We start from the raw sequence: 22664 nt of genomic DNA on the forward strand, positions 1-22664 counted from the left end.
CCGGGTCCTGGGGGGCCGTGGTCCTCATCGGCCGGTGGGTCCCGTCGTACGGCGGCGGTGGGCCCCGGTGCCGAACACCCAGGCCCGGAAGAGCAGGAACCGCAGCAGGGTGGCCGCGAGGTTGGCGGCGACGAGGACCACGAGTTCGACGCGGGCGCCGGCGTCGGGGGCGGTGTGGTGCAGCAGGGCGAGCGAGCCGCTGGTCAGCGCGAGGCCGACGGCGAGGACGGCGAGGCCCCGGGCCTGGTGGCGCAGGGCGCCGCCCCGGCCGCGTACGCCGAAGGTGAGCCGCCGGTTGGCCGCGGTGTTGGCGAGGGCGCACAGGAACAGGGCGAGGGCGTTGGCGGTCTGCGCTCCGGCGGCGGGGCGCAGGGCGGCGTAGAGCCCGAGGTGGGCGAGGGTGCTGAGGGCGCCGATGGCGGCGAACCGTATGAGCTGCGACCGGAGTTGGGGCGCGTGCCGGTCCGGGTGCTGCTCCGGGCCGCCGCGCCGCAGTGAGGCCAGGGGCAGCATGCCCCGCGCGAGATCGCTGCCGATCCGGACGATCCCGCGCAGGTCGGCGAGGGCGGTGGAGAGCAGATCGACACGGCTGTCGGGATCGTCGACCCAGTCGACCGGCACCTCGTGGATCCGCAGCCCGGCGCGTTCGGCGATGACGAGCAACTCCGTGTCGAAGAACCAGCCTTCGTCCCGTACCAGCGGCACAAGCCGCTCGGCGACATCACGCCGTACGGCCTTGAACCCGCACTGCGCGTCGGTGAACCCCACGGCGAGTGTGGAGCGCAGGAGCGTGTTGTAGCCGCGGGAGATGAACTCCCGCTTCGGGCCCCGGACCACCCGTGCGCCGGGCGCGAGGCGGGTGCCGATGGCGAGGTCGGAGTGGCCCGACATCAGCGGCGCGACGAGCGGGAGCAACGCGTCGAGCCCGGTGGAGAGATCCACGTCGACGTAGGCCAGTACGGGCGCGGACGAGCGGGCCCAGGCGGCGCGCAGGGCCCTGCCCCGGCCCTTCTCCTCCAGCCGCAGCCAGCCGACCTCCGGCAGTTCCTCGGCGAGCCGTACGGCGATCCGCGGGGTGGCGTCGCTGCTGGCGTTGTCGGCGACGGTGATCCGGAAGGGGTACGGGAAGTGGGCGCGCAGATGGGCGTGGAGCCGCCGGACACCGCGTTCGAGGCCGGCCTCCTCGTTGAGGACGGGGACCACGAGGTCGAGCACGGGCGGGGAGCCGGGGAGCGGCAGCGGGATGGGGGCGCGACGGGGAAGGACGGATTCCCGGTGCGCGGGACCGTCGTCCTCCCCGGGCCCGGATTCCTTGTCGCGATCCTGTTCCGGCATCACAACCGCCCGTGGATTCGTCATGGTTCGTCCTTGTCTGTGCTGTGGATGAGGGCATGCCGAAGTCACCGGTGGGCGGGGGTGTGCGGGTTACCGGCGGCGCGGCGGGTGGGTCAGGGGCTGACGGAGGTCTCCGGCGGCGAGGCGGGCTCGCTGGTGGCGGTGGCCGGCGGGGAGGTGACGTCGTCGGTGCTGGACGGCGGCGCCTCGGCGGTGGACGGCGGCGGAGACGAGTCCGATCCGGCCGTGGGGGTGTTGGTCTCGGGCGGCGGAGACGTGGTGACCGTGGCACTGCCGCCGTCCGTGGCGGAGGACGAGGTCGGGGTGGAGGTGGGAGTGGGCGTCGAGGTCGGGGTGGGCGAGGTGCTGGGGGGCGGGCCGGTGGGACTGGTGGAGGGCGCGGGGCGGGGCGCGCTGGGCTCGACGTGTTCGGCGCCGCCGGGCCGGAACATCAGCACAAGGGCGACGGCGGCCACGGCGAGCAGGGAGCCGGCCGCGTTGCGGGCGGCGCGCAGACGGCGCCGGGCCCGTACGCCTTCGTGGATCCGTTCGTGCTGGTGGGCCTCGAAGGGGGTGTACTCCTGGGAGGAGCGCATCATGCGGGCGAGCTGGTCCTCGAAGTGATCCATGGCGTCTCCTTTCACCCCACCGTCTCGATGACGTCGGCCAGGATCTGCCGCAACCGCGCGACTCCACGGGCGGCGTGCGAGCGGGCGGTGCCCACCGGGCACCCCAGCACCTCGGCGACCTGCCGGTCGGGCAGGTCCTGGTAGTAGCGGAGCACCACGGCGGCCCGCTGCCGCGAGGTGAGCTGGGAGAGCGCGGCCTCCAGCCGGGACCGTTCGGCGACCTGGGCCGACACGTCACCGGTGACGGCGACCTCGGGCACCTGCTCGACGGGCCGCTCACCCCACCACCGCCGGCGCGCCGACCGGGCGGCGGCACGGGCCATCACCTTGCGCACATACGCTTCGGGCGCCTCCTCGCCGACCTTCGCCCAGACGAACCAGAGCTTGACCAGGGACTCCTGCAACAGGTCCTCGGCCCGATGTCCGTCACCTCCGGTGAGCAGCCGCGCGAGATGGAACAGCCCGGACCATCGGGCCGCCACGAACTCGTCGAACTCCCCGGCCTGAGCCCGCTCCATCCACCCACCCTCGCCTGTCGCCGGTCCTGTACATCTTGGGAAAGGCCCTGGAGTGGGGGAAGCGCTGCACCCGACGGGCGTGATGTGGGTCACATGCCCGTGGAGGTGCCTTCCCTGTGCCTTGCCGGGCACATCCCTTGGTCGGTGCCCGAATACTTTTTACCGTTTCCGCATGTACGACGTCATAGTTGTCGGCGCCCGGTGTGCTGGATCGCCTTTGGCGATGCTTCTCGCCCGGCAGGGCCATCGTGTTCTCGTGGTCGATCGCTCGAATTTTCCGAGCGACGTGGTTTCGACGCACTACATTCACCAGTCGGGGCTTTCCCGCCTTCACGCATGGGGGCTTCTCGACGAGATCATCGCGGCGAACACCCCGGCGATCCGCTCCTCCCACTTCTCCTACCGGGGGACGGAGTTGAGGGGATTCGCCGATCCCGTCGACGGAATCGACGCCGTCTACTGTCCACGCCGTACCGTGCTCGACGAGATACTCGTGAACGCCGCCCGCCGGGCCGGCGCCGAGGTGCTGGAGGGGTTCACCGTCACCGGGCTGCTCTTCGCCGGGGGACGGGTCGCGGGGATCCGCGGGCGGGACGCCGCGGGGGCGGTACGGGAGTTCCGGGCGACCGTGGTGGTCGGCGCGGACGGGTTCCGGTCCACGGTCGCGCGGCAGGTCGGGGCGGAGATGTATCTCGTGCGGCCGGCCGCCGGGTTCAACTACTACTCGTACTACAGCGGCCTGGACTGGGGTCTGCACCACCGGACGGGGTTCCACGGGAAATGGTTCGGGGCCTGGCCGACCAACGACGGCCTCACGCTGCTGGCCGTGCTCTGCACCCGCGGTCAGCTCAGGGAATTCCGCACCGACACGGAGGCCGGATTCCAGGCGGTCTTCGACGATGTCGCACCCGGGATGGGGGCGGAGTTGCGCGAGCGGGGAAAACGCGAGGAGGCCTTCAGACCCATGCGTTACGCCGACAACTACTACCGGCGTTCACACGGGCCGGGGTGGGCGCTCGTCGGGGACGCCGGCTATCACAAGGATCCCTTTTCCGGTAAGGGCATCACCGATGCCTTTGTGCACGGGGAGTTCCTCGCCGAGCGGCTGCATCAGGCGCTGTCGGGGGAGCGTCCGCTGGACGAGGCGCTCGCCGAGTACGGCAAGGTGCGCGACGAGGAGAGCATCCACACCTTCAACCTGACGACCACGCTGAGCGAACTCACCGAGCTGCCCCCGCTGTTCCGGACGGCACTCGGCGCGATGAGCACCAGCCGGCACTGGACCACCAAGCTGCTCGGGCTCTTCGCCGGCGGGGTCGAGCACCACGAGATCTTCTCCCGCGAGAGCCTGGAACGGCTCTACGACGACACGGGCGTGCCCCGGGAGCAGCGCGTCTTCGGCGACACGGACCCGTCGGCCCGGCCCCGCTGATCCGTCCGGCTCCGCTGATCCGTCCGGCCGCGCTGATCCGTCCGGCCCCCCTCTAGGAGAGGGACGGGCGTTCGTCGTGAAAGGCGTCGTGGTCCGCGGTGGTGCGGGAGGGGGCGTCGGACTGGGCCGCACGGCGCAGATGCTCGGCGAGCGCGGGCGTCGCCGTCGACGTGGCCTCCTCCTTCACCCCCCACGCCAGGAGATGGTGGCGAGCCGCCCAGGAGTCCTGCAACTCGCAGACGTCGAGCGGCAGTTGGGGGTCGATGCCCCGGCGCGGCACCACGGCGAGTCCCACGCCCGCGGCGGCGAGGGCGACCAGCACACTCAGGTTGGCGACGGTCGTGCGGTGCCGCACCACCGGCGCGTGCGGCCCCACATGCGTCTCGATCCACCGGCGCAGCGAGGAGTCGGCGTCCAGCCCGACCAGCGGATGCTCGGCCACCTCGCGGTAGGTCAGCGCGGTCCGTCCGGCGAGGACTCCCCCGGCCTGGCCGATCACCACGAGGGAGTCGTCGCCGAGGGGTTCGAGCCGCAGGCCGCAGTCGCGGGCCTCGTCGTCGAGGACGACCCCGAGATCCGCCTCGCCCTCGGTGAGCATCCGCAGCGTCTCCGGGGTGCGCATCTCGGACACCGTCACATCGACGTCCGGATGGTCGCGCAGGAACGAGATCAGGGCCTGCGGCACCAGGCGGTGCATCGCGGAGCCACCGCCCAGCAGGGTCAGCGAGGCGGTCGCGGACCGGGTGTAGCTGGCGACGGCGCTCTCCAGCCGTCTGGTCCCGGCGAGTACGTCGCGCGCGTGCCGGGCCAGGGTCGTCCCCGCCGGAGTGGGCCGCACCCCCCGCCGGCCGCGGATCAGCAGGGCCACCCCGGCGTGGTGCTCCAGCGAACGCACCCGGGCGCTGGCCGAGGGCAGGCTCAGATGCATCCGGCGCGCACCGGCCGTGATCGACCCCTCCGTGACGATGTGGAGGAAGAGCCGCAGATCGTCCAGGTCATAACGCACTCCCCCAGCGTACGGCCCAGGCTAAGCCTCAGCCTTAGGCTGGGTACACCGATTACGCATTGTGCACGAGGTGGTCACAGCGCGATGCTCGGGATGTGCTCGAGTTCCTGCTTGCTCTGCTGGCCGGTGTCGCCGCCGGTGTCCTGAACGCCATGGGTGGCGGCGGCACTTTTGTGGCGCTGCCCGCCCTCGTCGCGTTCGGACTGTCCCCGGTGACGGCGAACGCGGTGTCGCGGGTCGCGCTCGTCCCTGGTGCCGTGGCCAGCGCCTGGGTCTACCGGCACGACCTCACGCCGGTCGGGCCCACGTCGACCAAGGCCATGACCGTGGTCAGTGTGGCGGGTGGCGGGGTGGGCGCCGGGCTGCTGCTGGTGCTGCCTGCGTCGTCGTTCGACACCGCGGTGCCCTGGCTGCTCGCCTTCGCCACGCTGATACTCGCCTTCGGCAGACAGTTGTCGAAGGCGCTGAGCAGTGCGCTGGGCCGCTCGGTGAGCATGAGTTCGCGGGCCGTCCTGATCGGCCAGTTCTTCCTGGCCGTGTACGGCGGATACTTCGGCGGTGCCGTAGGCATCATGATGATGGCCCTGTGGAGCATCGGCCTCGGGCTCGACGCCGCCGAGGGCAATCCGATGCGGATCTTCCAGCTCGCGGCGATCTACATCAGCGCGACCGCGCTGTTCCTCGTCGCCTCGGACGCGCTGGGTGCCCCGGCGCTGCTGACGGCGATGCTGATCGGCGCCGTGGTCGGGGGTTACGCCGGCGCCCATGTCGCCCGGCGGCTGCCCGCCTGGCTGCTGCGGGGCGTCATCCTGGTCACCGCCGTGATCGTGACCGTTCTGTACTTCCTGCGTGGCTGAGCCACGCGGTCCCAGTGATCACCGTCCGTCGCAGGGAGCTGAGGCTGACCGACATGACCGACAGCGACGCGGAAGCCACCGCACCCTACACAGAGGCCTCGCGGGCGAGGCTGGTGATGGCCTACGAGGCCTGCGAACTGGCGGACCTCGCACGGGCCGCCGTCCCGATCGGCGAGCGGGAGCTGGATCCCGACGGCACCGCGCGTGAGCCCGGCGCGATGCTGGCCGACGCCGCCCGGGTGCTCGCGGCCGCACAGCGGTTCCTGGAGGCCGCCGTGGTGTTCGAGCGGATGGGCGGCGCCGACTGGCAGCTCGTGGGGCGGGTCCTGAACGTGTCCCCGCACAGCGCACGGGTGCGTTTCGCGATGGCCGAGGCCGCCTTCCGGGAAGAACTCCGGTACCCAGGCCGGCCCGGGGTCTCCGCCGCCCCCGACTCCGCCCCCGCCTCCGCCCCTGACTCCGCCCCCGACCTCACCCTCGGCGGAGGTCCCGACGGCGGCCCCCCGCACGGGGCCGGCGCGGGGACGGACCGGCTGTGGGCGCACATGGTCAGGGAGCCGCTGGAGACGGCCCTCGACCTCGACGACTGGGTGCTGCGGCACGAGGACGGCGAGAGCGGCCTCGGCAGTGCACCGGTCTCCGGCGGCCTGGTCCGCCGGGAACCGCGACGACGTAGCGAGAAACACTCCTGACCCGGAAACGAAGGAGCGGCACAGTGGACACCTCGGCAAAAGTGGACACCTCGTCATCCGACTCGGCACGGCTGCTGCGTGTGCTCGCGGTGCGCGCCCTGGTCCTCGCGGCGCTCGCCGGTCTTGTCGGCGCGAGTGTGCCGGCGGCTGTCTTCGCGGTCGCCGGCGTGGTGCTCCTGCTGGTGCAGAGCGACCCGGAGCGTGACGCGGAGCCGGTGGGCGCCCCGGCGCCTCAGAGCACCAGCTCCTCCACCTCGGCGGAGACCGGGTCGAAGCGCACCGGCAGGCTGCTGATCCCGGTGAGAAGGTTGGAGTAGATCCGGCGGACCGGCCCGGCGAGCTCGAACCCGTCGGTGAAGTCCCTCAGCGCGAGCAGTACTTCGGAGATCTCCAGCCGTGCCAGGTACGCGCCGATGCAGTAGTGCGGGCCGTGTCCGAACGCGATGTGCTTGTTCGGCGACCGGTCGACGAGGAAGCGGTCCGGGTGGTCGAAGACGCGCTCGTCGCGGTTGGCGGAGACGTTCCACACCGTGACGACCTCGCCCTCCTTGATCGGGGTGCCGTGGATCTCCGTGTCCCGGGTCGCGGTGCGGCCGAAGTGCATGGTCGGTGTGGACCAGCGCAGCACCTCCTCGGTGGCCTGCTTGACCGGCACGTCACCCCGCTTGAACGCGGCCCACTGGTCCGGGTTGGCGCTGAAGCTGTGCACGGCTTCGATCATCGCCAGCCGGCTGGTCGCGTCGCCGCCGAGTACCAGGCTGTAGCAGTTGAGGACGATCTCGTCGTCGCTGAGCGGCTCGCCGTCGATGGTGCTGCCGGCCAGCACGCTGACCACGTCGTCCGTCGGCTCGGCCCGGCGCTCGTCGACCATGCCGAGGAAGTACTGGAGGATGTTGTTGCGGGCGGCGTCGGCCGCGTCGGAGTACTCCCCCGAGTCGTCCGAACTGATCGCGGACTTGGTGAGGGTGAGCAGGTAGTCCCGGTCCTGGCTGGGCACCCCGAGCAGGTCGCAGATCGTCGCCATCGGGATCTTGCTCGCGACGTCCAGCGCGAAGTCGCCGGAGCCGCGGTCCACCGCCTCGGCCAGCAGGGTCCGGGTGGTCCGGCGGACATGGTCGCCGATCCGGCTCAGCACCCGGGGCGAGAACGCCTTCAGCAGGACGTTGCGCAGCTCCTTGTGGCGGTGGCCGTCGGTCACCGGGACCATCTGCCCGGCCGCCGAGTCGCCCTCGCCGAGCAGGGTGATCAGGACGTTGCCGCGCTCCGAGGTGAAGGTGACGTTGTCCCGGTAGAGGGCGACGATGTCGTCGTAGCGGCTGAGCACCCAGAAGCCGGGGGCGTCCCCGACCGCCGGGTGCCGGTAGAGCGGGCGGGTGGCGCGGAGGGTGCGCCAGTACTCGCTCAGGTCGTGGTCCGCGAAGGTCTGCGGGTCTCCCAGGTTCACGGCGTCCAGGTCGTCCGGCATCGCACGGATGGGCAGGTCTTTCACGGGCTCGGCCTCCAGTTCGGGTCGGAGAACGTCACGGGGCGTCAGAGGGTGTGGGTCAGCGTGCCGGCGAGCAGGGGGTCGCCCGGCCGCAGGTGCAGTGCCCCGTTCACCGGGTCGAGGACGACGGCGGCGACCGTGCGTTCGCGGCGGATGTCACCGTCGTCGGGGACACGGATCGGGGGCTGGGACAGCAGCGCGAAGTGCTGCTCGGGGTCCGCGTCCGCGGGCAGGTCCCGCAGCGCGGACTCGGCCGTGCGCAAGCGGCGCAGCGAGGAGTTGCGGGCGAAGACGTTCAGCTCGTCGCGCGGGACGAAGTCCGGGTCGAGGAAGTGGTTGGTGTGCACCGACTCGCGCGCCCCGAGCACCCGGTACTCGTCGCCGACGACCTCCACGCAGGCGGTGGTGACGGCGTCGGCGAGCACGATCGTGCGGGAACTGGCGAAAGGCAGCGAGCGCAGCACAGCGACGGCCGACTCCACCGAGTCGGCGGTGTCAAGGAGTTGACGGATAATCAGATACGGCGGCACACCCGGCCCCCACCGCCCGCCGAGGACCAGGTTCAGTCCGACGGCGAGACCCCGGTCGTTGACACCGAGATAGCCGAGCAGCCCGGCGAAGCTCAGCACCAGGGCCCTGCGGCCGCGTTGACCGACGTCGAGGACGGCGATCTGGTCGTCCAGATCGCCGTTGAGGTCCACGGTCTGCGCGAGCAACCCGGGCCGGGCGTACGTGGTGCAGTCGCCGCGGGTGGGGATCCGCCGGTATCCCATGATCTCGCGGCGCAGTTGCAGCAGCGTGGCCTCGTCCGGGGTCAGGCCGGCGCCGGCCGCGAGTCCGGCGATCTCCTCGGCGAGACGGGGTGTCGAGCGGGTGATGTGCGCGCGGTGGGCGGCGAGCGTGCCGGAGAGGCCGGCCACCGAAACGGGGTCGGGCAGCAGGTGGTTGAGGCGGGCCACACCGTCGTCGAGGAAGGCGCGCAGCCGCTCCTTCAGGGCGGCGCCGTGCGCGAGCCCGAGGTCGTACGGCTCGCCTCGGGCGACGATGTGCGCCACCTCGGGGGGTGTGGGCATCTCAGGCCGGCCCGGCATGCCGGGAGAGCGCCTCGACGACCTGTCCGAGGGTGCGCATCGCGGCGAGGTCGTGTTCGGTGAAGTGGTGCAGCCCGACGTTGGTGTCGTCGCACACCGACGTCAGGAACAGCACCTTGTTGAGCGAGGTGAGGCCGAGGTGGTCGAGCGGGGTGTCCCGGTCGATGGTCTCCGGCGGCGGGTGGTGCGGCAGGGCGTCGGCGAGCGCGGTGCGCGCCGCCGCCTCGATGGTGTGGGGCTCGGATTCCCTGGTGTCAGGCACGGATTCCCTCCTCGGGGTCGATGACGAGGGCGCGGTAGCGTGCCTCGATCTGCCGGCGTCGGGGCTTGAACTGGGAGCCGAGCAGCCCGTTGTCGACGGTGAACCGGTCGGCCAGTACGGCCTTGGCGATCTGCTCGTCGTGGTCGAGCCCGGCGTTGGCCTGCCGCAGCGCCGCCGCGATCAGCTCGGCGTCCACCGGCTGTTCGGTGGGCGACACGATGGCGACGAGCTGCCGCTGGGAGGCGTTGGTCACCACACAGTTCTCGATCAGCGGGCTGGCCCTGAGGCGTTCCTCGATCGGCCGTACGACGATCTTCTTGCCGTTGTCGAGCACGATCACGTCGTCCGCGCGGCCGTGCACGAACAGATAGCCGTCCGCGTCGAGGCGGCCCAGGTCGCCGGTGCGCACGATTCCGCCGGGCCGGAACATCGCCGCCGAATCGCCGGGCCGGGCGTGTTCGTAGCGGGTGGCCACCGGGTGGTCGGCGCGGACGTTGACGACCCCGTCCGCGTCGATGAAGACCTCCTTGCCGGGCAGGACCTGGCCGACGCTGCCGGGCCGGTGGGCGCCGGGGTGGTTCTTCGTGACGATGCAGGTCTCGTTGAGGCCGTAGCCCTCGAAGACGGGCAGGCCGGCCTCGGTCAGACGGCGGAGGGTGTCCGGGTCGGCCGGTGCGGAGCCCGTCCACAGATAGCGGATCCGGTCGCCGAAGAGCTCGGCGGCGACTTCGGCGGGGGCGGCTCCGGTGCGGGCGGTGCGGGCTTCGAGGTGGGCGCGTGCCGTCTCGTAGAAGCCGGGCACGCCCATGACCACCGTCGGCCGTGCCCGGCGCAGGGTGGCGAAGGCGGCCTCGTAGGTGCTGATCGTGACGTCGTGGCCGTGCACGAACGCCGAGTACACCCAGTACCGCTGCTGGAGCAGGGAGAGCGGCAGGAACACGAACAGGTCGTCGCCGGGGCCGTGCGCGAACATGTCCTGCACGGCGGCGAGCGAGTCGTCGATGCTTCCCGCGCTCGCCAGCAGCGACTTGGCGGGGCCGCTGCTGCCGGAGGTGAACTTCAGCGCGGGCGCCTCGTGCGGCTCCCACGTCACGGCGGGTAGGGGGGCGCCGGTGGGCGGGAGGCCGCGCAGGGTGGCGGTGGAGAGGACGCGGCCGGTGTGCTCGTCGTGGCCGGTGTGCTCGTCCCGGTCGGTGTGCTCGTCCCGGTCAGTGTGCTCGTCCCGGTCGGTGTGCTCGTCCCGGTCGGTGTCCTTGTCCTGGTCGGTGAAGAGCAGTGTGAGGCCGTAGCGGGTGACGAGTTCGGTGCCGGTCGTGTCGAACTTGCCGGGGTCGAGGCCGGCCGTGACCGCCTTGATCCGCAGTGCGGCGAGGTCGAGCAGCACCCACTCCAGGGAGTTGGCCGCGAGGACGCCGATCCGGTCGCCGGGGCGGACCCCGAGGCCGAGCAGATGACGGGCGACCCGGCCCGACATGTCCCACACCTCGGTGAGGTCCCAGGACTCGGTGGCGCCCAGGCGGGCCACCGACAGCCGGTTGCCCGGCCGCGGCGGACCCGCGACCAGCCGGTCGAGCACACTCATCGCGCACCCCGGATCCGGCCGGCCATCGCCCGTACGGTGTTGACCCGCACCAGCTCCGACAGCGGGATGGTGACCTTGTACCGCTTGCGGACCCCGGCCAGGATGCGGGCCGCGGCGAGCGAGTCGGCGCCGATGTCGGTCAGCGGGGTCAGGGCGTCCACCTCGGGCACCTTGAGCACACTCGCCCACAGCTCGGCGAGTTCGCGTTCGACGCCCTCCGCGGGGGCCGTGTCGCCGGAGACGACGGGCGCCGCCTCGGGCACGTCGCCGTCGGCCAGCCGCGCCCGGTCGACCTTGCCGTTGCCGGTGAGCGGCAGGCTGTCGTGCCACACCACGGCGGACGGCACCATGTACTCGGGCAGTCGGTCGCGCAGTGCGGCCCGCAGCTCGTCCGCCACGCCCCGCCGCTCACCGTCGGGCACCTGCCGGCCGGGGTCGCTCGGCACCAGGTGCGCGACCAGCCGGTCACCCCGGCCGCCCGGCCCGCGCACCACCACGGCCTGCCGTACGCCGGGCAGCGCGACGAGCCGTGTCTCCACCTCGCCGGCCTCGATCCGGTAGCCGTTGACCTTGAGCTGGAAGTCCGCCCGGCCGACGATGTCCAGTTCCCCGGAGGGCAGATAGCGCCCGAGGTCACCGGTCCGGTAGAGCCGTACACCGCGCCGGCGGTCGAAGGAGAACCGCTCGTCGGTGGCCCGCTCGTCCTTCCAGTACCCGCGGGCCAGGCCGGTCCCGGAGGCGAAGATCTCGCCGGTCACCCAGTCCGGCAGGTCCAGTCCGTCGGCGTCGAGGACATACGCCCTGTTGTTGTCGTTGGGCCGCCCGTACGGGATGTTCCGGGAGGTGTCCTCGTCCGGACCGGTCGGGTGTACGACGTTCCAGACCGTGGTCTCGGTCGGGCCGCCGAGGCAGACCACGTCGGCGCCGGGCAGGCTCGCCCGCAGCGCGCCCGGGAGCTCCGGCGGGACGCGGTCGCCGCTCATCATCACCAGACGCAGGCCGGCGAGCGCGGAGCTGCCGTCCGCGAGGGCCTGGTCGTGCAGCAGGGCGACGATCTGCGGCACCGAGTTCCACACGGTGACACCGGCGCGCTCGCACATCTCCAGCCAGTGCGCGGGGTCGGCGGCCCTGCTGTGGTCGGGCAGCACCAGCGCGGCGCCGGTGGACAGGGCGCCGAACACGTCGTAGACGGACAGGTCGAAGCTGAAGGCGCTGATCGCGAACAGCCGGTCGTGCGGGCCGACCTGGAAGCGCCGGGTGCAGTCGGCGACGACGTTGGCCACACTGCGATGGCTGACCATCACACCCTTCGGCGTGCCGGTGGTGCCGGAGGTGGGCAGGACGTAGGCGAGGTCGTCGGGGTGGGCGCCGGTTACCGGGCCGGTGGCGTCGGGTTCGGTGGCGTGCGGTTCGGTGGCGTGCGGTCCAGTGCCTTCCGGCTCCGTGGCGTCCGGCTCCGTGGCGTCCGGCTCTGTGCCGTCCAGGTCGGTGGCGTCCAGGTCGGTGGCGCAGTCCAGGGCGATCACCGTGCGCCGGCCGGACGGGTCGCTCCAGCCGGAGTTGGTGAGCACACGGCGCACCTCGCCGTGGTCCAGGAGGTCCCGCAGCCTGCGTGCGGGCAGGTCCGCGTCGACCGGCAGATAGGCCGCGCCCGCGAGAAGCGTGGCCATGATGCCGACGATCTGCTCGGGCCCCCGGGTCATGACCAGGCCGACGAGTTCGTCGCGCCCGACGCCCTCGGCGCGCAGCCGGGCCGCCGTGGCACGGGCCCGCCGGTACAGCTCGCCGTAGCTCAGCCCACCGGTGGAGGTGATCACCGCCGGTGCCTGCGGGCTGCGCAGCGCGTGCGCCACGAACGGTTCCTGGAGCAGTTCCTGCGGCCGTGGCCGGTCGGTGTCGTTGGCGGCGCGCCTGCGCTCGCGCTGCTCGGCGGGGAGCAGGTCGAAGTGGTGGTGGTGCCACTCGCTCTCGTCGGTGAGCAGGTCGAGCAGCCGCTGGTAGCCCTGCGCCAGATCGTCGAGCAGTCCCGGCGGGAACAGTTCGTCGACGCCGTCGAGCTGGACGACGACGTTGCCGTGCTGCTCCATGGCGAAGACGTTCAGCCAGGTCTGCGGGGTCTGGCTGACCGTGTGCACCTCGGGTCCGAAGAGTTCGAGGGCGGAGCCGTCGACGTCCGCGAGCGGATAGCCGATGGCGCTGTTGAAGGTGAACGGCATCCGCGGCTGGCCGCCGGCGCGCAGGCCGAGTTCACGCAGTACCTCGATGCCGGAGAAGTGCCGGTTGTCGAGGTCGGTGCGCAGCCGCTCCTGCACCGCCTTGGCCCGCTCGGCGAAGGGCACACCCCGGTCGAGTTCGACGGCGACGAGCATCGGGTCGCTGTACTGCCCGATCGACTCCAGGATCCGCGGGTGGACCGGCGGCCGGTTGGCGACCGTGGTGGTCAGGGTGAAGCGGGGGCCCGCGCCCCAGCAGGCGAGGGTTTCGGCGTAGGCGGCGAACAGCAGGCCGGACGGGGTGACACCGGCCGCGGCGGCGTGCTCCTTCAGCCGGGCCCAGCGCTCCGCCGGCACCCGCACGACACGCTGGGAGAAGCGTGGTGCGGTGATCGCGGACGGGCTTTTCGCGAGGGGCAGTTCGGGATGTCCCCACAGGCTGCCGCTGTCGAGCCGCTCCAGCCAGTACGCCTTCGCCCTGCCGTAGGTCTTGCGGGTGCGGGCGGTCTCCAGACCGGCGATGTAGGTCTCGAACGAGGCCTCCTCGCCGGCCGGCGGCTCCTCGCCCGAGCCCGTGTAACTCGCCCACCAGGCACGGAAGAACAGGAACATACTGATCCCGTCCATCACCAGGCCGTCGTGCCCGACGTGCAGGGCCATCCGGTCCCCGGCGAGCAGCGACACCTCGGCCGCGACGAGCGGTGCCTGGGCGGTCGGCAGCATCCGGTGTGTCCAGCGGGCGCGTTGGGCCGCGAGGCCGGTGCCGTCGTCGTCCCGCAGATCGACCCGGCCGATCCGTATCTCGACCTGCGGCTGCCGGGCCTGGGTCTGCGCCTGGGTGAACCGGGTGCGCAGACAGTCGTGCCGTGCGACCACGGTGTTGAGCGCGTCCTGGAGCCGGTCGAGATCCCAGTGGCCCTCGATCTCGTGGTAGACGTAACTGGCCACGTTGCCCAGTTCGAACACCTCGTCCCGGCCCGCCAGATAGCCCTGCTGCAACGGGGTCAGGGCGATCCCGGGATCGGGGGTGAGATGGGCGATCAGCTCGGACTTGACGGCCTTGATCCGGCCGACGAGGTCGGCGTCCACCCGCTCGCGCGGCCCCTGAAGCCGCAGGTCCGGCCCGGCGGCGACGATGCTCAGGCCGCGGGCGCCGATCTCTTCCAGTACCGCCAGGTAGTCGCTCACCGGTCCACCACCTCGGAGTCGGCCTCGCCCATCGCCTCGGTCGCCGCAAGCCGGCGGCCCAGTTCGGTGACGTTCCGCTCGGAGTGCAGTTCCTCCATGGGAACGTCGACGTCGAGCCGTTCGAGGATCTGGTACTGCACCGCGACCAGCTGCAACGAGGACGCTCCGAGTTCGTGCAGCGTCCTGTCCCCGACGACCGCGTCCGCCGGCAGACCGAGCGTGGTGCGGATCAGGTCGGTGAACCAGGGGAGTTGGTCGGGTGGGGGGTCCTGAGACAGGGCCTGAGTCGTGTCCTGGGAAACGGTGGTGGGCGGCTCGGCGACGAAGAACACCTGGCCCGTCAGGTCCACCTCGGTCCCGGCCGGCACCAGTTCCACCGTGTCCGGCCACACCGCCTCGCCCTCGTCGCCCAGCAGGGCCGCGAGCCGGCCCGCGAAACGCGGCACGACCGGCGTGGCGGCCCTCGACAGCAGCCGGGCCGCGGCGAGTTCGAGGGCGATCGCCGTACGGTTCTCGGACTGCCACCCGGCCGCGCCGGCGAGGATCTCCTCGCGCTCGGCGAACGCCCGCGCGTCGGCGACCAGCCCCTCCAGTTCGGCGGCGGCGGCCCGCAGGGAGAACCCGTCCTGGCCGAGATGTCCGGTCAGGGCCGTGCGGCGCCCGCCCAACCGGGCGTAGAACGCGGTGTGTTCGGGGGTCCAGATCCCGGCGTCCGGGACCACACCGCCGTACCGCGTGTTCAGCCGGTGGCCGAGGTCGTCGAGCCAGCCCTGCCAGCCGTCGATCAGCACCTCGCGCACGGTGGCGGTGTAGGCGTCGCGCTCGAAGCTGGTGCGCGCGCCCTCGGAGCGGGTGCGGGACAGGTAGAACCGGACCGCGTCCACCGTCTCCGGCGTGAGGATCTCCTTGCCCCACACCGCGTGGCGCCGGCTGGTGGAGAACTTCTGGTCGTCGAGGAGGTAGAACTCGTTGACGTGGTAGTCGATGTCCGGCTCCCAGCCCGGGAACGCCAGCCGGTACAGCACCGGGTAGAGGATCGCGTGGTAGAAGCTGTTGTCGTAGCCGAAGAAGTGGACGATCTTCCAGTCCTGGTCCGGCTTGTCGGCGTGCCACGGCTCGCCGATCCGCTCGCCGAGTCCGGCGATGCCGTGCAGGAAGCCGTACGACATCTCCGGCCACACCCAGATCACCTGGTCGTCGGCGCCGCGGGGTGACACACCCCACTGGGCGGGGTGGCTGAGCGGCAGTTCGAAGGAGTCGCGGGCGAAGACCCGCTCGGCGAGTTCCCGCAGCCGGGCGGGGACCCGGCCGAGCCGGTGGTGGTCGGCGACGACCTCGCGGAACTCGTGCAGCGCGAGTGTGTGCCGCGCCAGGCTGCCCGTACGGACCCGCCCCGACAGGTTGCTGCGTGCCTCGACGAGGTCGGCGGCCGTGTTGGGTTCGCCGCACTCCTCGCAGATGTTGCCGTTGGTGGCGGCCGCGCAGGACGGGCAGGTGCCGGCCACGTCGACCTCGTAGAGGTAGCGGCCGCTCTCCTCGTCGAACAGGGCGGGCAGTTCCCGCCGGGCGACCCGTCCCGAACTCTCCAGCGCGGCGAAGAAGTCGCGCAGGCCCTCCTGGTATCCGGGGTCGGTGCTGGTCACCGTGAAGCGGTCCGGCCGGATGTCCATCAGCTCCAGCGTGGTGGCGATCTCGGCGCCGTAGTGCGCGGCGACCTCCTGCGGGGTGCGGTCCTCCTGGGCCGCCTTGGCGACGACGTAGCTCTGGTAGTCGTCGCTGCCGGTCAGGTGCCAGGCCCGTACGCCCCTCATCCGCTGGAACCGGACGAACGCGTCCGCGCCCAGGTATGGTCCGGACAGATGCCCGAGGTGCAGGTCGCCGTTGGGGGTCGGCGGGGTGGAGAAGACGAACACCGGGCGCTCACCGAAGCGCCGCCGGCCGGGGCGCGCGGCCACGGTCCCGGCGTGCCGGGGCTCGCGCCAGTAGCAGGTCACGAAGACGATGTCGGTGTCACCGGTGTTGTCGATGACATGGGTCTCGAACGGGTCGAACTTGACGACCGTGCCGGGCGCCACCGGATGCCGGGCGCCGTCCACGGCGATCTCGCCGCTGCCGGAGACGATGACGAACATCTCGATCTCGTCGTGCTGGTGGGGGTCGGAGCGGTTGCCGGGTGTCACCCGTCCCCAGCCCGCTCCCAGTCCCTCGACTCCGGGGAGGTCGATGGTGCTCATGTCGATGCCGAAGGCGTCACCGAGCGCCGCGGGGTCGTAGGTGTCGATCCTCATCGCGAACCCTTCCTCACATTCGTGTCCGGGGCCATGTCGGACGCCATGTCAGACGCTCCTTCGCAGTTCGTCCGGCTCGCTCGCGTCGTCGGCCCACGCGACGAAGGAGGAGAGCTGCTGCTCCCGCTGCACTCCGCGCAGCCGGTCGACGATGCGCTGGCTGCGCCAGGCGAGCAGGCTGAGGTTCTTGTCGGCGAGGCCGCGCTGGGCCGAGGTGCCGTTCTGGATGAAGATGTTGCGGTCGCCGGGGCCGTCCCAGCGCACCGCGTAGTCCTGGTCCACCCGGTACTCGGCGCCGTCGTGTTCGAGCCGGTCCGCGAGGGGGGCGAGCAGTTCCAGCGGGCCGGTGTGGAAGCCGGTCGACCAGATGATCACGTCGGTCTGGACGTGCTGGGGTTCCGCGGGCCGGTCCTTGTTGACCACGGTCAGCTCCCACGCCGGGCCGGCCTCGGTCACGCCGGTGATCTCCCGGTTCGGGTACAGCCTGATCAGTCCGGGCGAGCGGGCGATGAACCGGTGGTGGTAGGTCCGCTGGTAGATCGCGCGCAGGGTGGACTCGGAGATGCCGTCGCTGGACAGGAGGTTGTCCTGGTTGATCCGCTCGCGGGTCTCCCGCTCCAGGCCGTAGAAGTACTCGGAGTAGCACGGCATGTAGAAGTCGTTGGTGAACGGTGAGTCGTCGATGGGCAGGAAGTTGCGGCGCCGGGAGAACCAGGAGACGCGGCTGGGGAGTTCGGCGCCCTCCCGGGAGATCAGGTCGAGGAACGCCTCGGCGCCGGACTGTCCGCCGCCCACCACGACCACGCGCTTGCCGCCGAGGCCCACGGCCTTGTCGACGAACTCGCCCACATGGAACTGGCTGGGTGTGTGCCGCCCCTGGCCGGCCGGCGGGATCCAGGGTTTCCTGCCGATGCCGACGGCGATGTTGTCGGCGGTCAGCACCCGTTCGTCGGTGCGTACGTGGAAGACCCCGTCGAAGTCGACGGATCTGACGTCCTCGCCGAACACGATGTTCTTCATGTGCCGGCTGGCCCACTCCAGGTAGTTGCGGAACTCCTGGCGCGGTACGGCGTCGAACTGGGCGTTGACGAAGTGGTAGATCCGCCCCTGGTCGTGCAGGTAGTTCAGGAACGAGAACTGGCTGGTCGGGTCGGCCAGGCTGACCAGGTCCTTCACCATCGACACCTGGAGCGAGGTGCCGGGTATCTGCTGGCCGTCGTGCCAGCCGAAGGTCTCCTTGCGGTCCAGGAACACACTGGGCAGGTCCCGGTACGGGTACAGCTGCGCGGCGAGGCTGAGATTGGCCGGGCCCACCCCTATGCCGAGCACGCCGAAGTGCTTGTCGGTCATGCGCGGCCGCCCCCGCTCTCGTCCGGGGACTCCACACGCCGGGTGCCTCGCACCTTGTGCCTGAGCCGTAATCGGGTCATCGGAACTGCCCTTTCAGGACGGGGATGCGGGCGTTGGGTGAGGGCAGATGGCCCTCGTGGGAGGGCGTTCCGGTCGCCGTGGCGGCCACGCCCACGGCGATCGCGGTGGCGATGGCGTGGCCGGGACACCGGTGGGCGCCCCGGCTGAACGTGAACACCCGCGGGTCCGCCCGGCCGGGGCGGAACGTGTGCGGGTCGGGGTTGGCCAGCGGATCGCGGTTGGCCGCGGCGAGCAGCAGCAGGATCGCCGAGCCGGCCGGCACCGGCTGCCCGGCGACGGTGGTCGCCTCCGCCACGAACCGGCGGGTGTTCTGGATGGGCGCGTCATGGCGGACGACCTCGGCGACGAAGTCGGTGAGCGCGGTGCCTGGCGGCGCGGCCGGGGTGTCCCGCTCCCCCACCGGCTCCTCCGGGCGGCCGTGCTGGGCCAGGGCCAGCAGGGTGTTGCCGACCAGGGCCGCCGTCGCGTCGTAGGTCTGGGACAGCAGGCCGATCACGTTGGCCAGCAGCGGCGCGGTCTCGGCCTCGCCCGCGTCGGCGGTCAGGCGGACCAGTTCGCCGATCAGGCCACCGCCCCCGGCGTGCAGATGGGGGCCGAGCAGGTCGAGCAGCCGTGCCGCGGCGACCGCCGCGGCGGCCTGGTCCTCAGCGGTCGCGGACGCGGGAACACACCGGACGAAGTCACCGATGAGCCGCCCCGCCTCGGCGGACACCTCCCCGTCGAGGCCGAGCAAGGAGGCCATCACCCGCACGGGCACCTCGAACTGGAGGTCCGCCCAGTCCGTCGCCCGGCCGGTGTGCTCCACGGCCAGCGCGACCACCCGCTCCTCGGTGACCGCGCCGAGGGCCGTACCGAGGATCCGCTTACGCCGGGCCTGCGCGGCGCCGTCGGTCATCCGGACCAGCGAGCCGAACACCTCGCCGGCCGGCGTGCCGAGGATGCCGCGCGGCACCGGCTCGGCGGGCGGCCGGACCCGGCAGGCCGGATCGGCGAGCACCTCGGAGACCGCCGCCGCGCCGGCCGCCACCCACAGTCCGCTGTCGGCGTCGTGGCCGAAGGGCCGCTCGGCCACCAGCCGTGCGTAGAACGGATAGGGGTCGGGGTGGGCGGGGGCCATGCCGGGGGTGACGGGACGTGGCTGGGTCATGATGCCTCTCGGTGGGTCCGGTCCGCGGGGATCGCCGCCGCGATGACCGCCTGCTGTACTTCCGACGAGCCCTCGTAGATCCGCAGGGACCGGATCTGCCGGTACAGCCGCTCCATCAGGCTGTCGCGCACCAGCCCGGCCGCTCCGAAGACCTGCACCGCGCTGTCGACGATCTGCTGCGCGGCCTCGGTGGCGTGCAGTTTGGCCACCGCCGAGTGCCGGGCGTAGTGCGGGCTGCCGTGGTCGATCTCCCAGGCGGAGCGGGCCACCAGCAGCGCGGACGTGTCGAGCCTGACGTCCATGTCGGCGAAGGTGGCCCGCACGGTGGGCAGATCGAACAGCTTCCCGCCGAGCATGGGCCGCTCCCGTGCCCTGGCCAGCGCCGCGTCGAAGGCCCTGCGGGCGAAGCCGAGCGCGGCGGCGCCGACGGTCATCCGGAACCGGTCCAGCACCTCCATCGCGATCGGGAACCCGCCACCGCGCCGGCCCAGCAGCGCCTCGGCCGGCAGCACGCAGTCGTCGAACGCCAGATGACCGAGCGCCCGCGGCGCGATCATCGGCACCGGCTCGACGTGCAGACCGGGCGTGTCCGCCGGGACCAGGAACGCGGTGAGTCCGAACGCGCCGGGCCCCGGGCCGGTGCGCGCGATCACCGTGTAGACGTCGGCGATGCCCGCGTTGGCGATCCACGCCTTGCCGCCGTTGAGCACCCAGCCGTCCGTGGTCTCGCGCGCGTCGAGGGTCAGGGCGGCGACGTCCGAACCCGCCGCCTCCTCCGACACCGCGAAGGCGCCGCACAGGGTGCCCTCGGCCATTCCCGGCAGCAGGCGGCGGCGCTGCTCGTCGGTGCCGAACCGGCGGATCGGGGTGGCCGCCAGGGCCTGGATGGCGAACGCGTGGTCGGCGAGGTCGTCGACGTGGGCCAGCGCCTCGCGCACCAGGCACAGGGCGCGGTAGTCGTCGGGGCGGCGGTCGAGGAACGCCAGCCAGCCCGCGGCTCCGAGCGCGCGCAGCACCCGCAGGCAGGTGGCTTCCGGTGGTCCGGTGCCGACGAGGACGTCCCGGTGCCGATCGCACCAGGTCACCAGGCGCGCGGCGAGTTCGCGGTGGTGGTCCTCGTAGAGGGGCAGCGCGAGGATGCCCGTGTCGAAGGTGCTGCGGGATGTGGCCGTCGCCATCAGATGATCACATCCGCCGTCTCGGGCTCGGGCTCGGGCTCGGAGTCGCGTAAGGCCTCGGACTCCGCGAGGCCGTCGACCAGCGTGTGCTCGACGAAGTAGGCGAAGGAGGCGTAGCCGCGCCAGATCCGCTCCCAGTGCGCCGCCACCGCGTCCGTTCCCGACACCTTCGCCACGTCGTGCAGATAGGCGATGACGATCTCGGCCGACTGCCGGGCGTGACCGGCGGAGAGGTTGTCGATGGAGAGATGGGCCTCCTCGTAGGCGATGTCGAAGCCGTGGTGGCGGAGCTTCTCCATCTCCTGCATACGCTGGGTGCCGAGCCCGAACATCTCGATGCCCAGGTTGTAGCCGAGGATCTCGTCGTAGAGCGAGTCCGGGAACAGGGCGAGGCTGAGCTGGAACAGCGAGAACCCGTAGAGGTGGTCGGGCAGTTCGTCCTGGTCGAGGAAGTCGGGGTCGCGCAGGTGCGGCACCTCGATGTCCATGCTGGCCAGCACCTGGTAGATCAGGGTGATGTGGTTCTTGGTGACATCGCCGCGGCCCATCTCGTCGGCGTAGATCGAGTAGAGCATGCCGTCGCTGCGCCGGCTGTAGCGGCCGGTCGCGCCGATACGGTGGGCCCACGCGCCGTCGATCATGCTGCCGAGCGCGAAGGTCTTCTGTCCGAAGACCACCTCGTCGCGGTCCGGTATCTCGGTCAACGGCCGGTACGGGTTGACCAGTTTGTCCCAGTAGATACGGTCGACGCGGTCGTTCAGCGCCTCGGGCGAGTAGTCGAACCAGCTGGCGTCGGTGAGGACGCCGTCACCGCCGTACTCGAAGAGGATCTCGGCGCGGGCGAGTCCGTCCTCGGCGTGGGCGCGGGCGCGGGCAAGGGTGTTGGGGAAGTTCTCGATGTTGACGAGCCGGTGGAGGAAGTCCCGGTCGTCGGCGGGGGTGGCGGGCCGCAGTGTTGTCCCGGGCGGGCGGGGGGCGATCGTGCGCGCGAGGGTGTGTGCCGCTTCGTCGCCGGCCGTGTTCGGGGTGAGGTCGGTGTCGGGCGGGTGTCCCGCGGCGATGGCGTCCACCCACCGCTGGAAGGTGGCCGCCTCCCGCTCGTCGAAGATGCCGAACATGGGGCCGCCGAACTTGATGGCCCGCATGAACCGGCAGGCGCCGTCACGCTGTTTCACCTGCGGTGACGCCCGGAACGCGGTGACGAACGCGGCCAGGTCGAACCCGGGGTCCTCGAACCACTCGGTCAGTGGCCGGCGGGCGACACGGACCTCGCGGTGCTGTTTTCCCGCGAAGGGGGCGTGCCGGGCGACGATGTGCGCGACCTGCGCGTCCAGCGAGAGGCCCGCGTGCCACGCGCCGACCTCGGCGAGCAGGCGGGCGTGCTCCCACTCCATCGCCAGTGCGCGGGTGACTGCGGTGTGCAGCCGGCTCCTGACCGGTGCGGGGGCGAGGGCGAGGTAGTCGGCAAGGGTGGCCCTCAGGTCGGCCTCGGCGAGCATCGGGCGGGTGCCGAGGAGGAGTTCGTCGACGCCGAGCGCGGTCACCGCGTAGTGCGTGCCCAGCACCTCGGGCAGGAACGTGGCGGGCAGCCGGGCGAGGGCGAGGCGGTAGGCGCCGTGCCACGCGGTGAGCGGTCGGGCCTCCGCCCGGCGCAGGAAGTCCGGTGCCATGACGTCCGGCAGGAACACCCCCTGCTCCTCCAGCGCATGGCCACGCACATGGTGGAGTCCGCGCCGGGGGTTGCCCTCGCCGCGCCACACGAACTGCTGGCCCACCAGCCGGTTCACCACGGTCGAGGGCTGGGTGGCGGGCTGCGACACGGAGTCCAGCCAGCAGCCGCCGATCAGGGCGAGCGGGGCCCGCTGGGCCAGCACGGGGGTGTGCACCCGGGGTTCGGCGTCGCGCAGGGGGCGCAGGAGGTCGGTGATGCGCCGGCGTACGTCCGCTGTCCGCCCGGCGACGGAGTCGGCGTCCCGCGCGGTCGTGTCCCCCGCTCCACCGAGGAAGCCGTTCAGTACGTGCCGGGCCAGGAGGTACACCGGCTCGGACTCCTGGTCGGCGACGAGCCGTTGGTAGACGGCGTGCGGCCCGGCGGCGATCAGCTCGTCGACGGCCGTGACGGTGGCCGGGGCGAACTCGGCGGTGGACAGGGGCGATACGACGAACGGGTCGGGCAGCGTGAAGACAGACATCGGAACCTCCGGGCACGGTCCTGGGGCAGTGCGGGTCAGGACCGTGGTGGGCGCGGACAGGGACCGTGGGGGGACGGGGCCACGGGAGGGCGGGGCCGTGGGGGGCGGGCGGGGGGCCGCGGGGAGGCCGGGTCGGC

The 22664-nt window shown here is 72.0% G+C and carries 18 protein-coding genes; 4 read left to right on the forward strand and 14 right to left on the reverse strand.

Features of this window, described 5'->3' with window-relative positions; translation table 11 throughout:
* Nucleotides 1–24: 24 nt before the first annotated feature.
* From ACIQAC_RS02700 to ACIQAC_RS02710, 3 genes are all read right to left on the reverse strand, one after another.
* Entirely contained in the window at nt 25–1359 is a 1335-nt protein-coding gene (locus ACIQAC_RS02700) for a glycosyltransferase (protein ID WP_402186304.1), read from the reverse strand.
* Nucleotides 1360–1448: 89 nt separating this feature from the next.
* On the reverse strand, nt 1449–1964 hold the full coding sequence (locus ACIQAC_RS02705; RefSeq protein WP_402186306.1) for a hypothetical protein: 516 nt from the start codon (nt 1962–1964) through the stop codon (nt 1449–1451).
* Between the two features lie 11 nt (nt 1965–1975).
* Complete coding sequence (locus tag ACIQAC_RS02710) at nt 1976–2482, reverse strand: SigE family RNA polymerase sigma factor (protein ID WP_402186307.1); 507 nt, start codon at nt 2480–2482, stop codon at nt 1976–1978.
* Between the two features lie 172 nt (nt 2483–2654).
* Here ACIQAC_RS02710 and ACIQAC_RS02715 point away from each other — a divergent pair, with 172 nt between their 5' ends.
* Complete coding sequence (locus ACIQAC_RS02715; protein WP_402186309.1) at nt 2655–3914, forward strand: NAD(P)/FAD-dependent oxidoreductase; 1260 nt, start codon at nt 2655–2657, stop codon at nt 3912–3914.
* Between the two features lie 52 nt (nt 3915–3966).
* Here ACIQAC_RS02715 and ACIQAC_RS02720 read toward each other — a convergent pair whose 3' ends face one another.
* Nucleotides 3967–4920 (reverse strand): LysR substrate-binding domain-containing protein, encoded by a 954-nt coding sequence (locus ACIQAC_RS02720; protein WP_402186310.1) that lies wholly within the window; start codon nt 4918–4920, stop codon nt 3967–3969.
* Nucleotides 4921–5015: 95 nt separating this feature from the next.
* Between ACIQAC_RS02720 and ACIQAC_RS02725 the strand changes: the two genes are divergently transcribed.
* The 3 genes from ACIQAC_RS02725 to ACIQAC_RS02735 are packed head-to-tail and all read left to right on the forward strand — an operon-like array spanning nt 5016 to nt 6786.
* A complete protein-coding gene (locus tag ACIQAC_RS02725; RefSeq protein ID WP_402186311.1) occupies nt 5016–5777 on the forward strand; it encodes a sulfite exporter TauE/SafE family protein in 762 nt (253 codons plus the stop codon).
* Nucleotides 5778–5830: 53 nt separating this feature from the next.
* Nucleotides 5831–6469, forward strand: coding sequence for a hypothetical protein (locus ACIQAC_RS02730; RefSeq protein WP_402186312.1), 639 nt, complete (start codon nt 5831–5833; stop codon nt 6467–6469).
* A gap of 23 nt (nt 6470–6492) precedes the next feature.
* Nucleotides 6493–6786, forward strand: coding sequence for a hypothetical protein (locus ACIQAC_RS02735; protein WP_402186314.1), 294 nt, complete (start codon nt 6493–6495; stop codon nt 6784–6786).
* Here the strand turns inward: ACIQAC_RS02735 and ACIQAC_RS02740 are convergent.
* The 10 genes from ACIQAC_RS02740 to ACIQAC_RS02785 all read right to left on the reverse strand — a co-directional run bounded on the left by ACIQAC_RS02740 (nt 6702) and on the right by ACIQAC_RS02785 (nt 22527).
* Nucleotides 6702–7958, reverse strand: coding sequence for a cytochrome P450 (locus tag ACIQAC_RS02740; RefSeq protein WP_402186316.1), 1257 nt, complete (start codon nt 7956–7958; stop codon nt 6702–6704). The genes ACIQAC_RS02735 and ACIQAC_RS02740 overlap by 85 nt on opposite strands.
* 41 nt (nt 7959–7999) lie before the next feature.
* Nucleotides 8000–9046: a C45 family autoproteolytic acyltransferase/hydolase gene (locus tag ACIQAC_RS02745; protein WP_402186318.1), complete on the reverse strand. Its 1047-nt coding sequence runs from the start codon at nt 9044–9046 to the stop codon at nt 8000–8002.
* The gene (locus tag ACIQAC_RS02750) at nt 9030–9308 is read right to left on the reverse strand and encodes a phosphopantetheine-binding protein (protein WP_402186319.1); all 279 of its coding nucleotides are present in this window, start codon (nt 9306–9308) and stop codon (nt 9030–9032) included. Before ACIQAC_RS02750 ends, ACIQAC_RS02745 begins: the two co-directional genes overlap by 17 nt.
* The gene (locus tag ACIQAC_RS02755) at nt 9301–10890 is read right to left on the reverse strand and encodes an AMP-binding protein (RefSeq protein ID WP_402186321.1); all 1590 of its coding nucleotides are present in this window, start codon (nt 10888–10890) and stop codon (nt 9301–9303) included. The genes ACIQAC_RS02750 and ACIQAC_RS02755 overlap by 8 nt, the downstream gene beginning before the upstream one ends.
* Nucleotides 10887–14291 carry an amino acid adenylation domain-containing protein gene (locus tag ACIQAC_RS02760; RefSeq protein ID WP_402186323.1) on the reverse strand — a complete coding sequence of 1135 codons (3405 nt, stop codon included), beginning with the start codon at nt 14289–14291 and terminating at the stop codon, nt 10887–10889. Before ACIQAC_RS02760 ends, ACIQAC_RS02755 begins: the two co-directional genes overlap by 4 nt.
* Nucleotides 14288–16579: a class I tRNA ligase family protein gene (locus ACIQAC_RS02765; protein ID WP_402186324.1), complete on the reverse strand. Its 2292-nt coding sequence runs from the start codon at nt 16577–16579 to the stop codon at nt 14288–14290. Before ACIQAC_RS02765 ends, ACIQAC_RS02760 begins: the two co-directional genes overlap by 4 nt.
* Nucleotides 16580–16627: 48 nt before the next feature.
* Nucleotides 16628–17929, reverse strand: a complete 1302-nt coding sequence (locus ACIQAC_RS02770; protein WP_402186326.1) for a lysine N(6)-hydroxylase/L-ornithine N(5)-oxygenase family protein — start codon at nt 17927–17929, stop codon at nt 16628–16630.
* A 76-nt stretch (nt 17930–18005) separates the two neighbouring features.
* Nucleotides 18006–19157, reverse strand: coding sequence for a cytochrome P450 (locus ACIQAC_RS02775; protein WP_402186327.1), 1152 nt, complete (start codon nt 19155–19157; stop codon nt 18006–18008).
* Nucleotides 19154–20335, reverse strand: a complete 1182-nt coding sequence (locus tag ACIQAC_RS02780) for an acyl-CoA dehydrogenase family protein (protein WP_402186329.1) — start codon at nt 20333–20335, stop codon at nt 19154–19156. Before ACIQAC_RS02780 ends, ACIQAC_RS02775 begins: the two co-directional genes overlap by 4 nt.
* Nucleotides 20335–22527, reverse strand: coding sequence for an iron-containing redox enzyme family protein (locus ACIQAC_RS02785; RefSeq protein WP_402186331.1), 2193 nt, complete (start codon nt 22525–22527; stop codon nt 20335–20337). The genes ACIQAC_RS02780 and ACIQAC_RS02785 overlap by 1 nt, the downstream gene beginning before the upstream one ends.
* Nucleotides 22528–22664: the final 137 nt, after the last annotated feature.

The organism is Streptomyces sp. NPDC088387 (assembly GCF_044753385.1).
Classification (GTDB): Bacteria; Actinomycetota; Actinomycetes; order Streptomycetales; family Streptomycetaceae; genus Streptomyces.

Bases quoted from the DNA above. Each gene is read 5' to 3' on its own strand.
- ACIQAC_RS02700 (WP_402186304.1), bottom strand. From the start codon at position 1,359: ATGACGAATCCACGGGCGGTTGTGATGCCGGAACAGGATCGCGACAAG.
- ACIQAC_RS02705 (WP_402186306.1), bottom strand. From the start codon at position 1,964: ATGGATCACTTCGAGGACCAGCTCGCCCGCATGATGCGCTCCTCCCAG.
- ACIQAC_RS02710 (WP_402186307.1), bottom strand. From the start codon at position 2,482: ATGGAGCGGGCTCAGGCCGGGGAGTTCGACGAGTTCGTGGCGGCCCGA.
- ACIQAC_RS02715 (WP_402186309.1), top strand. From the start codon at position 2,655: ATGTACGACGTCATAGTTGTCGGCGCCCGGTGTGCTGGATCGCCTTTG.
- ACIQAC_RS02730 (WP_402186312.1), top strand. From the start codon at position 5,831: ATGACCGACAGCGACGCGGAAGCCACCGCACCCTACACAGAGGCCTCG.
- ACIQAC_RS02745 (WP_402186318.1), bottom strand. From the start codon at position 9,046: ATGCCGGGCCGGCCTGAGATGCCCACACCCCCCGAGGTGGCGCACATC.
- ACIQAC_RS02755 (WP_402186321.1), bottom strand. From the start codon at position 10,890: ATGAGTGTGCTCGACCGGCTGGTCGCGGGTCCGCCGCGGCCGGGCAAC.
- ACIQAC_RS02765 (WP_402186324.1), bottom strand. From the start codon at position 16,579: ATGAGGATCGACACCTACGACCCCGCGGCGCTCGGTGACGCCTTCGGC.
- ACIQAC_RS02770 (WP_402186326.1), bottom strand. From the start codon at position 17,929: ATGACCGACAAGCACTTCGGCGTGCTCGGCATAGGGGTGGGCCCGGCC.
- ACIQAC_RS02775 (WP_402186327.1), bottom strand. From the start codon at position 19,157: ATGACCCAGCCACGTCCCGTCACCCCCGGCATGGCCCCCGCCCACCCC.
- ACIQAC_RS02780 (WP_402186329.1), bottom strand. From the start codon at position 20,335: ATGGCGACGGCCACATCCCGCAGCACCTTCGACACGGGCATCCTCGCG.
- ACIQAC_RS02785 (WP_402186331.1), bottom strand. From the start codon at position 22,527: ATGTCTGTCTTCACGCTGCCCGACCCGTTCGTCGTATCGCCCCTGTCC.